The 14,198-nt window shown below is 63.9% G+C and carries 8 protein-coding genes and 2 tRNA genes; 8 read left to right on the top strand and 2 right to left on the bottom strand.

Annotation, left to right across the window (positions count from 1 at the left end; translation table 11 throughout):
* Positions 1-37 precede the first annotated feature (37 nt).
* Positions 38-1,120 carry a hypothetical protein gene (locus tag CXB49_RS23360; protein WP_158300694.1) on the top strand — a complete coding sequence of 361 codons (1,083 nt, stop codon included), beginning with the start codon at positions 38-40 and terminating at the stop codon, positions 1,118-1,120.
* A gap of 17 nt (positions 1,121-1,137) precedes the next feature.
* On the opposite strand, the gene CXB49_RS09070 is transcribed toward CXB49_RS23360, so the two are convergent.
* Positions 1,138-1,590 carry an HIT family protein gene (locus CXB49_RS09070; RefSeq protein WP_101708102.1) on the bottom strand — a complete coding sequence of 151 codons (453 nt, stop codon included), beginning with the start codon at positions 1,588-1,590 and terminating at the stop codon, positions 1,138-1,140.
* A 60-nt stretch (positions 1,591-1,650) separates the two neighbouring features.
* Positions 1,651-7,332 carry an alpha-2-macroglobulin gene (locus CXB49_RS09075; RefSeq protein WP_101708103.1) on the bottom strand — a complete coding sequence of 1,894 codons (5,682 nt, stop codon included), beginning with the start codon at positions 7,330-7,332 and terminating at the stop codon, positions 1,651-1,653.
* 393 nt (positions 7,333-7,725) lie between these two features.
* On the opposite strand from CXB49_RS09075, the gene tig reads away from it, so the two are divergent.
* The 7 genes from tig to CXB49_RS09110 all read left to right on the top strand — a co-directional run bounded on the left by tig (position 7,726) and on the right by CXB49_RS09110 (position 14,192).
* On the top strand, positions 7,726-9,033 hold the full coding sequence (gene tig / locus CXB49_RS09080) for a trigger factor (RefSeq protein ID WP_101708104.1): 1,308 nt from the start codon (positions 7,726-7,728) through the stop codon (positions 9,031-9,033).
* Positions 9,034-9,054: 21 nt separating this feature from the next.
* On the top strand, positions 9,055-9,687 hold the full coding sequence (gene clpP / locus CXB49_RS09085; RefSeq protein WP_101708105.1) for an ATP-dependent Clp endopeptidase proteolytic subunit ClpP: 633 nt from the start codon (positions 9,055-9,057) through the stop codon (positions 9,685-9,687).
* A 16-nt stretch (positions 9,688-9,703) separates the two neighbouring features.
* Positions 9,704-10,984 carry an ATP-dependent Clp protease ATP-binding subunit ClpX gene (clpX, locus tag CXB49_RS09090; RefSeq protein ID WP_101708106.1) on the top strand — a complete coding sequence of 427 codons (1,281 nt, stop codon included), beginning with the start codon at positions 9,704-9,706 and terminating at the stop codon, positions 10,982-10,984.
* A gap of 143 nt (positions 10,985-11,127) precedes the next feature.
* Positions 11,128-13,542: an endopeptidase La gene (lon, locus tag CXB49_RS09095; RefSeq protein ID WP_101708107.1), complete on the top strand. Its 2,415-nt coding sequence runs from the start codon at positions 11,128-11,130 to the stop codon at positions 13,540-13,542.
* 173 nt (positions 13,543-13,715) lie between these two features.
* Positions 13,716-13,985 carry an HU family DNA-binding protein gene (locus CXB49_RS09100; RefSeq protein ID WP_019101406.1) on the top strand — a complete coding sequence of 90 codons (270 nt, stop codon included), beginning with the start codon at positions 13,716-13,718 and terminating at the stop codon, positions 13,983-13,985.
* A 48-nt stretch (positions 13,986-14,033) separates the two neighbouring features.
* Positions 14,034-14,109: transfer RNA gene (locus CXB49_RS09105), tRNA-Val, on the top strand.
* Between the two features lie 6 nt (positions 14,110-14,115).
* Positions 14,116-14,192, top strand: a tRNA-Asp gene (locus CXB49_RS09110).
* Positions 14,193-14,198 lie beyond the last annotated feature (6 nt).

The raw sequence follows: 14,198 nt of genomic DNA on the forward strand, positions 1-14,198 counted from the left end.
CAAAGTTGCGGCAAGATGTACCGCGTGGATTATCGATATGGACCGCCTCCTGACGTTTTTGCTGCTGTCCGCATGCTTTTCTTTGCATGAAACGGTGTGCCGCGTCACTGAGGCGGCTACTGGGCGAAAGAAAGGGATTGTGCGACAGAGCCTGTATTTTCGCTTACTTTTTGCTATACATCATTGCATTATTTTGTGCGGCTTTGTGGTTGGAGTCGATGTGAAAACAAAACTCATTCTTTTTTTGTCCACATTGTCGATGGCTGCGAGCGCGCAAGTGCTTGTTATTGAATATCCAAGGCCGGAATCCAGTGGAGACAAGCGATATACCGAATACTATTGGGATGTCTTGAGATTGGCAATGAGTAGGACGCGAAGCAAGTTTGGCGAATACGCAATACGCGAATCTTTGATCGATATGAATGAAAAAAGGACCAAGAAACTAATAGAGCTTGGCGCTGATGGTGTTGATATCATGGTGCATGGGAATATTTCATCTTGGGGCGTCAAGCTGAATTCGATTCAATTTCCTCTAGATAAGGGTGTTCTTGGATATAGAATATTTCTGTTGCGTAAGGATAAGTGCGAAGAGATGCTGGCGAAGTCCAGTAATGACTTGAAAAGTTACACCATAGGACAGGGCAGCGGTTGGGAGGATATAGAGATATTGCGGGATGGGGGATTTCGCGCCGTTGATGGCGGTAGCTATGAAAATCTGTTCAAGATGCTGAGTGAGGGGCGGTTTGATTTATTCTCCAGAGGTGTGAATGAAATTAAAAATGAGCTGGATTGGAATAGAAATACTTATCCGAATTTGACGATTGAGCCCCGGTATGCAATCTATTACCCATTGGCTCGATATTTTTATGTTGCAAGAACAAGCAAGGGTGCGGAGATTAAAAAAAGACTTTTATATGGCCTTGATCGGATAAGCAAGGATGGGAGTCTGGATGCATTGTTTAATGAGAGAATTGTTCCGACCATTAGTGATTTGCATATCGGCTCAAGAGAGATATTTTACATAAAAAATCGTTTTATATCGGATCAGGATAGCAAGATTTTAAATGAAAAATTATTCAGGCCCGCCCGCGAGGCCACAAGTAAATTTCAGTGCGAATGAAATGGCGGTCGAGACTTTCAGGCTTGATCCGGCGGCCGAGCCCGCTCCAGTGCCTCATGCCTGCCTATCGCGTCTCTCAACGCCCTTGCCGTGACCTCCAGCCCGTGCGCCCGCGGCGCGGCGGCTTCCTCCGAATAGAATGCCGCGAATGGACGATCCGCGCGCCTGGGCACGACGTGCAGGTGGAAGTGGCCGAGCTCGTTGAAGACGCCGCCGTTCTGGCAGACGGTGATGCCGTCCGGGTGGTACAGCAGCTTGACGGCGCGGGAGACCAGCCCGGCCGCGGCCATGACGGCCGCCGCCTGGGCGGGGTCCAGTTCCTCCAGCTCGACGACATGCCGTTTCGGCACGATCAGCGTGTGCCCTTCGCCGAAGGGTTCGTGATCGAGGAAGCACGCCACGTGTTCGTTCTCGTAGACCATGTGCGCGGCTTCGCCGCCGTTCGCCAGTGCGCAGCCCAGACACGCCATCTTTCTCTCCCGCTTCGATAAAACGCGGCCTCTCCCCGGCGCCGGGGAGAGGCCGCGCGATCACTTGCCGTCCGTCACCTTGAACGCCGCGTTCGGCAGCATGCCGAACACGTCCGGCGCGTACATCGCCTCGACGCGGGTCGGCGGCAGTCTGAACGTGCCCGGATTGTTCAACCGCATCGTGTATTCCACCTTCAGTTCGCCGCGCGGCACATAGCTGTAGTAGGCGCGGTAGCCGGAGAAGCGGCGTTCGATGTAGTCGGCGTAGTCGCCGCCGTTGCCGGATTTGGCGTCTATCGCCGAGTCGCGGCCCAGGCCGCCGCCCTGTATCGCCGCGCCGGCCGGGATCGGGTCGTCCACCACCACCCAGCTCATATCGCTCTGGGCGCGGATTTCCAGCGTCACCTTGACCACGTCGCCGGGCTGGTACTGGCCGGCCACCTTCTGGCTGACCGGCGTCAGCGTCTTCTTGACGCTGTAGCCGGCGTAGCGCGGCGCCTTCAGCGGGATGGCGGCCTCGGCCTGGACGGTGGCCCACGGCGCGCCGGCGCCGGCGTGCTTCAGTTGCAGGCTGCCGGCGTTGCCGGCCGGCCATGGCAGCAGGCCCAGCAGCTGGACGCCTTCCTGCGGCCAGGCGAGGCCGAGGCTGGACTTGCCGAGGACGGCGCCGGTCCGGCCGGTCACCGGCACGGTTTCGAATTGGCGCGAGAACTGCGCCGTCGCCAGCGATCCCCACAGATTGGCGGTGGTCGTGCCCCAGTGGCCCTTTTGCTGGCGGGCCAGCAGGCCGGTCAGCAGCCGCGGCATGTCGGCCTGCCAGTCCGGCAGCTTGCGCACGGCCAAGAGCAGCTTGGCGGCGTTGACGTCGGCCGAGCCCATCAGCCACCAGGCGTAGTCGTCGACCTCGGTGCTGAAGCCCATCTTCGTGCCTTGATAAGTCAGGCGGGCGCGCAGCAGATTGGACGCCTCGGCGGCGCGGGCGGCGCGCTGCGGGATGTCGGCCGCGCGGCCCAGCAGCGACAGCCAGTCCACCAGCATCGCGGTGCTCATCTTCTGCGGGTTAAGCTCCAGCACGTCCAGCATCGCCGGGCGGAAGCGGCCGTAGCGCGACAGCGCCTCCATCGCCGCCAGCCGGCGCGCGTCGGCGTCCTGGCGGCTGGTGGGCAGCTCGCGTTTCAGCCGGCCTTCGACGAAGGCCGACAGGCCGTCCAGCATCTTGCCGCGCGGACCTTCCGGCATCTCGACGCCGGCCTCGTTGGCGGCCGCCAGCAGATAGCTGCTCAGCACGTCGCTGCCGCGGTCCGGCGCGCCCTCGCCGAGCGGGAAGTAGGCGGCCAGGCCGTTGCCGTCCAGATACAGCGGCAGCTCGCCCATCAGCTGATTCCAGCGCTTGCCGTCGGACAGGCCGATGGCGACCGAGCTCCTCTGTTCCAGGCAGGCGTACGGATAGTCCTCGAACCAGCGCCTGACGCCGGGCAGGCTGTTGCCCAGCCTGGCCTGCAGGCTGACGCGTATGCCGCCGCGGCCGGGCAGCGCGCCCGGCGGCATCGCCACCGGGATGGCCAGCTCCGGCGACACGCGCTGCAGCGTGGCCTGTTCCACCGTCACCGGCACCGCCGGATCGATCTGCTGGACGATGGCCAGCTTGTCGGCGGCCTTGCCGTCCACCTGCTGGGCGGCGAAGGTCCATTTCAGTTCCTTGACGCCGTCCGGCACGGTGACCGGCCAGGCGATCAGCCGCGCCTCGCCGACCGGCAGGCTGATTTCGCGCGCAGGCAGCGCCGGCAGGCCGGGCGCGCCGGCCGACACCTTGACCTTCAGCGGCTTCTCGCCGCCGTTGAGCACGGTGACGCCGGCCTGGAACTGGTCGCCCTCGCGCGCCAGCGGCGGAATGCCGGACGTCAGCTGCAGGTCTTGCGTCACGTTGAAGCCGGCCTCGCCGGTGCCGAACATGTCATTGCCGACATCGGCCACCGCCACCAGGCGGAAACGGGTCAGCGCGTCGTTGATCGGCACTTTGACGCGGGCGCCGCCGTCGGCGTCCAGCGTCACGCGCGGCAGCCAGACCAGCAGGGTGTCCAGCAGTTCGCGCGTCGGCGCCTTGCCGCCGCCGCCGCCGGGCGGCAGCGACTTGCGGCCGTAATGGCGCTTGCCGACGACTTCCAGCTGGGCGGTGGCGGTCTCGACGCCGTAGCTGTGGCGCTGGTACATCGCCTGCATCAGCTCCCAGCTGTGGTTGGGTTGCAGTTCCAGCAGCGCCTCGTCGACGGCGGCGAAGGCCACTTCGGTGCCGGCCGGCGCCGGCTTGCCGCCCGGCAGCTTGACCTGGATGGCGACGTCGGCGGTTTCGCGTATGCCGTAGCTCTTCTTCGCCGGCGTCACCGTCACGTCCAGCCGCTTGGCGGCGTCGCCGACCTGGATTTCGGCGATGCCGTACTTGAAGGCCGGCCGCGACAGATCGACCAGCGCCGTCGGCGGCGCGTAGTCGCCGCCCTCGTGCCAGTAGGCATCCCACCATTCGGACGGGCTCTTCCAGCCCCAGGTGAAGAAGGAATACCACGGCACGTCGCGGACCCGGCCGCGCACCGCCAGCACCGACACATAGACATTGGGCGTCCAGTCGGGGCCGACCTTCAGTTCTATCGTCGGGTTCTTGCCCTCCAGCTCGACGACGCGGGTCTCGAGTATGCCCTCGCGTTCGATGGCCAGCCAGGCGGTGGCCTTGCGGAACGGCATCCGCACCTGGAAGCGGGCGGTCTCGCCGGGCAGGTAGCCGGTCTTCTCCGGCAGCACGTCGATGCGGTCGTTATTGTCGACGTCGAACCACAGCTCGTCCTGGCGGCTGACCCATACCGACTGCGCCGAGCGGGCGACATTGCCCTTGTCGTCGGCGGCCTCGGCGATCAACTCCATGTCGCCGGGGTCCTTCAGATTGATGTCGCAGAATACCAGGCCGCGGCCGTCGGTGGTGCCGCTGCACACCTTGCCGCGCTCGTCGGTCTCCTTGTTGTGGTCCCAGGCGTAGAAGCCGCCGACCAGCCGCTTGCGGCTGGACAGGTAGCGGTGCTCGCGCAGGCTCACCTTGACGTCCTTGCCGGCGACGGGCTTGCCGGCGGTGTCCAGCACCACGGCCTTCAGCCGCAGCGCGCGGCCGGCGGTGATCCAGCTGTCGACGCTGACGCCGACCTGGAAGGCGGCCGGCCACAGCGGCAGGCGGCGGGTGATGGTCTGGGTCTCGCCGTTGGGGTCGCGGTAGGCGGCCTCGGTCACCAGATCGTAGCGGCGGTCCAGTTTCGGCAGCTTGTCGACGACGGCCTTGCCGTTGCCGTTGGCGTCCAGCTTCAGCGCCGCCTTGTCCAGCAGCACCTTGCCGTCCAGCGAGGCCTCGCTGTTCTCGCGGCCGCGCTGCGGCGGCGAGAAGCTGAAGTCGTCGTAGCCCTTGATACGGGTGTAGGCGTCGGCCAGCATCGCGCTGACCTCCACCGGCCAGTCTTTGGCCGGGCCGCCGTTGCCCCAGGACATCGACACATTGAGCGGCACCGTCTGGGCGCCGATATTGGCGCCCTTGGCGGTGAAGATGCGGCCGGTCATCACCGGCAGGCGGAATTCCTCGACGCGGAAGCCGCCGCTGCGCAGCGAATAGCCGTCCAGCTCCGGGCTGGCCGGCTTGCCCTGATCGGCCGAACCGCGCGTGCCCTTGCGTTCCAGGTACAGCGTGTATTCGCCGAGCTTGGCCTCTTTCGGCAGCGCGTAGCTGCTTTCGGCGTAGCGGCCGGCCCGCCAGGTCAGCGGCAGGCTGACTTCGTCGCCGCTGCCGTCGTGGACGATGCGCAACTGCTGCGGCAACTGGCTCGGTTTCAGCTGACCCAGCCCCTTGCCGGCCTGCACGCGCAGCAGATGCTTCATCGACACCGTCTCGCCGGCGCGGAACAGCGCGCGGTCCAGTATCGTGTGGGCCAGGATGGCCGGGCTGTCGGACAGGCCCTGGGTCGGGAAGGGGAAGCGCCACGATTCTATGCCGCGGTTCCAGCCGGAGCGGACGAAGGACACGTCCTCGTTGCCCTGCGCGTCCTTGGCGCGGGCGGTGACGAACAGGCCGGACAATTCCTCGTCGCCGCAGTCGCCGCCGGAGGACAGTTGGCTCTTGATCGGCGCGACGCCGTTGTCGCCGGTCTTGCCGCTCCACAGCGCCTGGCCCTTGCAGTCGTAGACGGCGACGCGGGCGCCGGGCACCGGCTTGCCCTTGTCCAGCGTGGTGACCCAGACGGCGGCGTTCTCGCCGGAGCGCTTCAGGTGCACCGCCATATTGGTGACCAGCGCGGCGGTGCGCACATACATCGGCTTGTCGGCGCCGAGCAGCGATTTGCCCAGCAGGCGCGACGACACCTCCACCACGTAGAGGCCGGGCTTGGGCAGCGGGATGCCGACGACCTCGAACGGCCATTGGCCGTTCTTGTCCGGCTGCGTCGGCAGCTTCAGCGGCACGGCGTCGCGGTTCTTGGCCAGCAGCGACACGCGCCGGCTCTCGATGGTCTTGTCCTTGCCGGCCGGCAGATTGCTCTCATGATAGCGCTGGACCTTGGCCAGCCACTGCATCATGTCGGCGTCGCCGCTCAGGCGCAGCGCCTGGCCGCCGAGCTGCACCGACTGGATCTTCAGATTGCCCTCGACGCCGCGCAGCGTGATCGGCAGCGCCGCGTCCGGGCCGGCTTCTATGATGCCGAACGGCGCGGCGGAGAACTTGGCCAGCGGCGGGTAGTCGGCGGTCTTGATCGCCAGCGGGAAGCGGCCGGCATTGGTCAGCGGCCGGCCGACCTCGTCGCGCAAGTCCTCGGGCAGCTTCAGCGTCAGCGCGGCCAGCGGCGGAAACGGCGGCGCGAAGCTGACGCTGTCCAGCGGTTCGCCCTTGCTGTGCTGCGGGGCCTCGGGCGCGCGTTCGGCGCCGCCGCCGGCCAGCCGTATCGCCAGCGCCTGCTTCTCCGGCACCGGCGAGCTGAAGTTCAGCGTGATCGGTTTGAACGGGATGCAGGCGCCCTTGGCGTTCTCGCGCTGGCAGCTCATCGCGGCGCTGAAGGCCGGACGCACCTGATAATCCTGCTTGTCCGGCTGGCTGGCGCCGCGCAGATGGACCAGGGCCAGCTTGCTGTCCGGCGCCAGCCGCTGGGCGCAGCGCACGGTCAGCACGCGGGCGGCGTCCTTTTGCAGATCCAGATGCTTGAGCAGCGCGGCGCGGTCGGCGGCGGGCAGCGTCTGCGCCGGGATGCGCTCGGCCAGGCTGGACGACTGGCAGTACAGCGACGACGGCGAGACGCCGGTCGCGTTGAAGCGCAGCACGAAGGCCTGGTCCTCCTCGATGCGGCCGTCCGATGGCCAGCTGCGCTCGACGATGGGCTGGCCGGTGAAGAAGCGGAAGGCCGCGCCGCCCACCGCCTCGCCCTGCAGGTCCTTCAGACCAGGCTTCGGGTTGAAGCGGCAGTCGGTATTGGCCGACGGCGTGTCGGGCAGATCCAGCACCCAGGTCTTGTCGTCCACCCAGTGGCTCTTGCCTTTCAGGCGGCAGCTCCAGCTGAACGGCGCCGGCGCCGCGCTGTTGCCCAGCGCGATCATGCTGCTGGAGAAGGTGGCGCGCACCTGGCGCACTTCTTTCACCTCGCCCTGCGGGCTGAAGGTGACGACCCCGGCGGCGGCGGCCGGAACGGCGAGCGCGGCGAGGAGCAGGCAGTGGCGGAGCGGTGTTTTCATGGGCTCACCATGGAGAATTGGAGCGGCATCGTCATTCTGTAAGGATATTTTCCCGGGCGGAAATGGCAAATTGCATGGCAGGCCATGATAGCAGAGGCGACCGGCGCCTGCGTGGCGGCGGCGAAATTCCTGAGCAATATCAAACGGCAAGGCCGGCGAGGCGATTCCGTTTCGATTGGAATGGTCTGCGCGCCAAGCCTGGCGCGGCATGCGGCCCGCCGCCGCCGGGTGCAGACAAGCGCGGACCGCGTGATATACTGTGCGTTTCGTTGGGTGCGTGGTGTAACTCCGCGCAGCGCCAGGCGGGCGGGAACCAGGCAAGCGCCGGGGCCGGCAAGCGGGGCGTCGTACCGTCCCAGAAGACTACAACCTGTCACATTCGAAGGATTTAACATGCAAGTACAGCTGGAAACTCTGAGCAATCTTGAGCGCCGCATCAATATCGCCCTGCCGATGGCCGGCATCGACGCGCAAATCGCCGAGCGCCTGAAGCGCGTGGCCCGTGGCGCCAAGATCCAAGGTTTCCGCCCGGGCAAGGCTCCGCTGAAGATCGTGGAAATGAACTACGGTGCCCAGGTGCGTGAAGAAGTGATGGGTGAACAGGTTCAGCAAGGCTTCTACAAGGCGGTGACCGAGCAGAAGCTGCGCGTGGCGGGCTACCCGAGCTTCGAGCCGGTGGCCGCTGGCGACGACAAGGAAAGCTTCAAGTTCGCCGCCACTTTCGAAGTTTACCCGGAAGTGAAGGTCGGCGAACTGGCCGGCAAGGAAGTTGAAAAGCCGAACACCTCGATCGGCGACGCCGAAATCGAAAAAACCATCGACATCCTGCGCAAGCAGCGCACCCGCTACAACCGCGTTGAGCGCGAAGCCGCCGAAGGCGACCGCGTGATCATCGACTTCAAGGGCGCCATCGACGGCGTGGCCTTCGAAGGCGGCTCTTCCGAGAACTTCCCGTTCGTGCTGGGCCAGGGCCAGATGCTGGCCGAGTTCGAAGCCGGCGTCGTCGGCGCCAAGGAAGGCGACATCAAGAGCGTGGAAGTGAACTTCCCCGAGGACTACCACGGCAAGGACGTGGCCGGCAAGAAAGCCGTGTTCGAGATCCTGGTGAAGAACGTGGCCGAAGCGACGCTGCCGGAAGTGAACGAAGAGTTCGCCAAGATGCTGGGCATCGCCGAGGGCGACGTGGAGAAGATGCGCGGCGAAATCCGCAAGAACGTCGAGCGCGAAGTGAAGCGCCGCCTGCAGGCCCGCATCAAGGAAAACGTGATGCAGGCGCTGATCGACGCCACCGAGCTGGAACTGCCGAAGGCGCTGATCGGCCTGGAAATCGGCCGTCTGGTCGAGCAGGCTCGTCGCGACATGCAACAGCGCGGCATGAACGTCAAGGACATGCCGTTCCCGCCGGAACTGTTCACCGCCCAGGCCGAACGCCGCGTCAAGCTGGGTCTGATCCTGTCCGAGATCGTCGAAGCCAACAAGCTGGAAGCGAAGCCGGAGCAGGTTCGCGCGATGATCACCGAATTCGCCGACAGCTACGAGCAGCCGGACGACGTGCTGGCCTGGTACTACGAGAGCGCCGACCGTCTGGAAGGCCCGACTTCGATGGTTCTGGAAGATAATGTGGTTGAATTTGTGCTGTCTCAGGCCAATGTAGTAGCCAAGGAGCTGTCCTTCGACGAACTGATGGGCAGTCAAGCCTGATAACAACTTTCGGAGTGGCCGATGAAATCTATGATGGAACCGCAAGGACTGGGCCTGGTGCCCATGGTGGTGGAACAGAGCGGTCGGGGCGAGCGCGCCTATGACATCTACTCTCGCCTGCTGAAGGAACGCATCATTTTCCTGGTCGGTCCCGTCACCGACGAATCGGCCAACCTGGTTGTGGCGCAGATGCTGTTCCTGGAGTCGGAGAATCCGGACAAGGACATCCATTTCTACATCAACTCGCCGGGCGGTTCGATTACCGCCGGCATGTCGATCTACGATACGATGAACTTCATCAAGCCGGATGTCTCCACGCTGTGCATCGGGCAGGCGGCCAGCATGGGCGCCTTCCTGCTGGCGGCGGGCACCGCGGGCAAGCGCTTCGCGCTGGAGAACAGCCGGGTGATGATCCACCAGCCGCTGTTGTACGGCGGCGGCCTGTCCGGCCAGGTGACCGACATCGAGATCCATGCCCGCGAGCTGGTCAAGGTGAAGGCCAAGATGAACGAGCTGCTGGCCAAGCACTCCGGCCAGACGCTGGAGCGTGTGCAGTCCGACACCGAACGCGACAACTTCATGTCGGCGGAAGAGGCTCGCGCGTACGGCATGATCGATAAAGTGCTGTCTTCCCGCCGGGACGTGACGGCCTAAGTAGTGGAATAGGCTAATGGCTGACAAAAACAGCAACGAGAAGCTTCTCTATTGCTCTTTCTGCGGAAAGAGCCAGCACGAGGTGCAGCGGCTGATCGCCGGCCCGCAGGTGTTCATTTGCAATGAATGCGTCGAGCTGTGCAACGACATCATCCGCGAGGAGCTGGAAAAGGGCAGCGGCAGCGATGTGGTGGGCAGCGCGTCCGCCGATCATCCGCTGCCGACGCCGCAGGAGATCCGCGCGGATCTGGACCAGTACATCATCGGCCAGGACTTCGCCAAGAAGACCCTGTCGGTGGCGGTGTACAACCACTACAAGCGGCTGTACAACAAGGGCGGCAAGGACGACGTCGAACTGGCCAAGAGCAACATCCTCTTGATCGGCCCGACCGGTTCCGGCAAGACGCTGCTGGCCCAGTCGCTGGCGCGCCTGTTGGACGTGCCCTTCGTCATCGCCGACGCCACCACGCTGACCGAGGCGGGTTATGTCGGCGAGGATGTCGAGCACATCATCCAGAAACTGCTGCAGAAGTGCGACTACGATGTGGACAAGGCCCAGCGCGGCATCGTCTACATCGACGAGATCGACAAGATCTCGCGCAAGTCTGAAAACCCGTCCATCACCCGCGACGTATCGGGCGAGGGCGTGCAGCAGGCGCTGCTGAAGCTGATCGAGGGCACGGTGGCCTCGGTGCCGCCGCAGGGCGGCCGCAAGCATCCGAACCAGGAATTCATCCAGGTGGACACCACCAACATCCTGTTCATATGCGGCGGCGCCTTCGACGGCCTGGACAAGATCGTCCGCCAGCGTTCCGAGAAGGGCGGCATCGGCTTCGGCGCCGAAGTCTCCTCCAAGGACGACGGCAAGAGCTTGACCAAGCTGTTCCAGGAAGTGGAGCCGCAGGACATCATCCGTTTCGGCCTGATTCCCGAGCTGATCGGTCGCTTGCCGGTGCTTGCGACGCTGGAGGAACTGGACGAGGAGGCTTTGGTCTCCATCCTGACCCAGCCGAAGAACGCGCTGATCAAGCAGTACCAGAAGCTGTTCTCGCTGGAATCGGTGGACCTGGAAGTGCGTCCGTCGGCGCTGCGCGTCATCGCCAAGCAGGCGCTGGCCCGCAAGACCGGCGCCCGCGGCCTGCGGTCCATCCTGGAACGCGCGCTGCTGGACACCATGTACGAGCTGCCGTCCATGCAGGATGTGGAGAAGGTCGTCGTCGACGAGAAAGTGATCGAGAAGGGCGACAAGCCGCTTTTCATCTACCGCGAAGAAGGCGGTGTGGCACAATCCGCCTGACGGCCTGGCCTGAATGTCTGAACCGCCCGGCAGGGCGGTTTTTTATTTGTCTCCGATGTAATCTGTTTTAGTATGGGGTGTTGATATTCTGGCCTTGCACCCCATTTTCCAAGCATTGTTTCCCCAAGCTAAGGTTAGGTGATATGCCGCAACCCGCAGAAATCAGAGAAGAGACCACGCTGCCGCTGTTGCCGCTGCGCGATGTGGTGGTCTTCCCGCACATGGTCATCCCGCTGTTCGTCGGGCGGGCCAAATCGATCCGTGCGCTGGAACTGGCGATGGACGAAGGCAAGCAGATCCTGCTGGTGGCGCAGCGTTCGGCCTCCAAGGACGAGCCGTCCGCCGAGGACCTGTACGGCGTCGGCACCATCGCGACGGTGCTGCAGATGCTCAAACTGCCCGACGGCACCGTCAAGGTGCTGGTCGAGGGCCGCCAGCGCGCCACCATCAACGAGGTTGGCGAGGAGGACGGCTGCTTCGTCGCCGAGTTCGCGCCGCTGTCCAGCGAGCTGGAAGAATCCAACGAGACCGAGGCGATGCGGCGCGCGCTGCTTGCCCAGTTCGAGCAGTACGTCAAGCTGAACAAGAAGATCCCGCCCGAGGTGCTGAACTCGCTGGCCGGCATCGATCGCGCCGGCCGGATGGCCGACAGCATCATCGCCCACCTGCCGCTGAAGCTGGAGCAGAAGCAGGAAGTGCTGGAGATGTTCGACGTGGCGACGCGCCTCGAGCATCTGATGTCGCAGCTGGAGGGCGAGATCGACATCCTGCAGGTGGAAAAGCGCATCCGCGGCCGCGTCAAGCGCCAGATGGAGAAGAGCCAGCGCGAGTACTACCTGAACGAGCAGGTCAAGGCCATCCAGAAAGAGCTGGGCGAGATGGACGAGGCCAGCGACCTCGACGAGCTGGAGCGCCGCATCAAGGTCGCCGGCATGAGCAAGGAAGGCCGCGAAAAGGCGCAGTCCGAGCTGAAGAAGCTGCGGATGATGTCGCCAATGTCGGCCGAGGCAACCGTGGTGCGCAACTACATCGACACGCTGCTCGATCTGCCGTGGAAGCGGAAGACCAAGATCAGCAAGGATGTGGCCGCCGCCGAAGCGGTGCTGGACGAGGATCACTTCGGCCTGGAGAAGGTCAAGGAACGCATTCTGGAGTATCTGGCGGTCCAGCAGCGCGTCGATCGCCTGAAGGCGCCGATACTGTGCCTGGTCGGGCCGCCGGGCGTCGGCAAGACCTCGCTGGGCCAGTCGCTGGCCCGCGCGACCAACCGCAAGTTCGTGCGGATGGCGCTGGGCGGCGTGCGCGACGAATCCGAGATTCGCGGCCACCGGCGCACCTATATCGGCTCGATGCCGGGCAAGGTGCTGCAGAACATGTCCAAGGTCGGCGTCAAGAACCCGCTGTTCCTGCTGGACGAAGTCGACAAGATGGGCGCCGATTTCCGCGGCGATCCGTCGTCGGCGCTGCTGGAGGTGCTGGATCCGGAGCAGAACCACGCCTTCATCGACCATTACGCCGAGGTCGAGTACGACCTGTCCGACGTGATGTTCGTCGCGACCGCCAATTCGCTGAATATTCCGCCGGCGCTGCTCGACCGGATGGAAATCATTCGTCTTTCCGGCTATACCGAGGACGAAAAGGTCAATATCGCGCTGAAGTACCTGTTGCCGAAGCAGATAGAGGCCAATGGCGTGCGCGAAGGCGAACTGGTGGTGCAGGAGTCCGCGATCCGCGATATCGTACGCTACTACACCCGCGAGGCCGGCGTGCGCAGCCTGGACCGCGAAGTGGCCAAGATCTGCCGCAAGGTGGTGACCGGCGCCTTGCTAAAACCGGCCAGGACGGGCAAGGTGACGGTGTCGGCCAAGAATCTGGACAAGTATCTGGGCGTGCGGCGCTTCGACTACGGCCTGGCCGAAGAAGAAAACCGCATCGGTCAGGTCACAGGTCTGGCGTGGACCGAGGTCGGCGGCGAGTTGCTGACGATAGAGGCGGTGTCGCTGCCGGGCAAGGGCAATATCGTTCGCACCGGCCAGCTGGGCGAAGTGATGCAGGAGTCGATCACCGCGGCGATGAGCGTGGTGCGCAGCAGGGCGAGAAGCCTGGGCATCAAGCCGGACTTCTACGAGAAGAGCGACATGCACATCCACGTGCCGGAAGGCGCGACGCCGAAGGACGGCCCGAGCGCGGGCATCGCGATGACCACGGCCATCGTGTCGGTGCTGACCGGCATTCCGGTGCGCGCCGATGTGGCGATGACCGGCGAGATCACGCTGCGCGGCGAGGTGCTGCCGATCGGCGGTCTGAAGGAAAAGTTGCTGGCTGCGCATCGCGGCGGTATCCGCCACGTGCTGATCCCCAAAGGGAACGAAAAGGACCTGGCGGAGATTCCGGCCAACATCAAGCAGAAGCTGGAGATCCACCCCGTCAAGTGGATTGACGAGGTGCTGGCGCTGGCGCTGGAGCGCCAACCGGAGGAATTGTCGCAAGAAGAACAGTCTGGCGATATTCCGCCGTCGCAGGACGCGGGCAGTGGCGTGTCGGTTTTGAAGCATTAAGAATCATGGCCTTACCGAAGCTGTGAATATCTTGTGTTTTCGCGGCTTCCAATCGTGCTTGCAAATTAGCAAAACACCCGTGGAAGCCGCTTGACACAAGGATTTCCGCCTTGCTATAAAGCAAGCGTTTTTATCCGAATTACGTAGACCGAGAACGACGAAAGGGGACTTACGTGAACAAGTCTGAACTGATTGACGCCATCGCGGCTGAAGCCGATATTTCCAAGGCTGCTGCCGCCAAGGCACTGGACGGCATGGTTGCTGCCGTTACCGATGCCCTGAAAAAAGGCGATACCGTGACTCTGGTGGGTTTTGGCACCTTCTATGTGGGCGAGCGCGCCGAGCGCAGCGGCCGCAATCCGAAGACCGGCGCCACCATCAAGATCCCGGCTGCACGTTCTCCGAAGTTCCGTGCTGGCAAGGCACTGAAAGACGCGCTATAATCGGCGGCCTTGTCGGAGCCTGATTTCGGTCGGGCCGGCAAGGCAGAGGGGCGTTTAGCTCAGTTGGTAGAGCGTCTGCCTTACAAGCAGAATGTCGGCGGTTCGACTCCGTCAACGCCCACCACGGTACGGAGTGGTAGTTCAGTTGGTCAGAATACCGGCCTGTCACGCCGGGGGTCGCGGGTTCGAGCCCCGTCCACTCCGCCAAATACA

The organism is Chromobacterium sp. ATCC 53434 (genome assembly GCF_002848345.1).
In the GTDB taxonomy this organism is placed as follows: domain Bacteria; phylum Pseudomonadota; class Gammaproteobacteria; order Burkholderiales; family Chromobacteriaceae; genus Chromobacterium.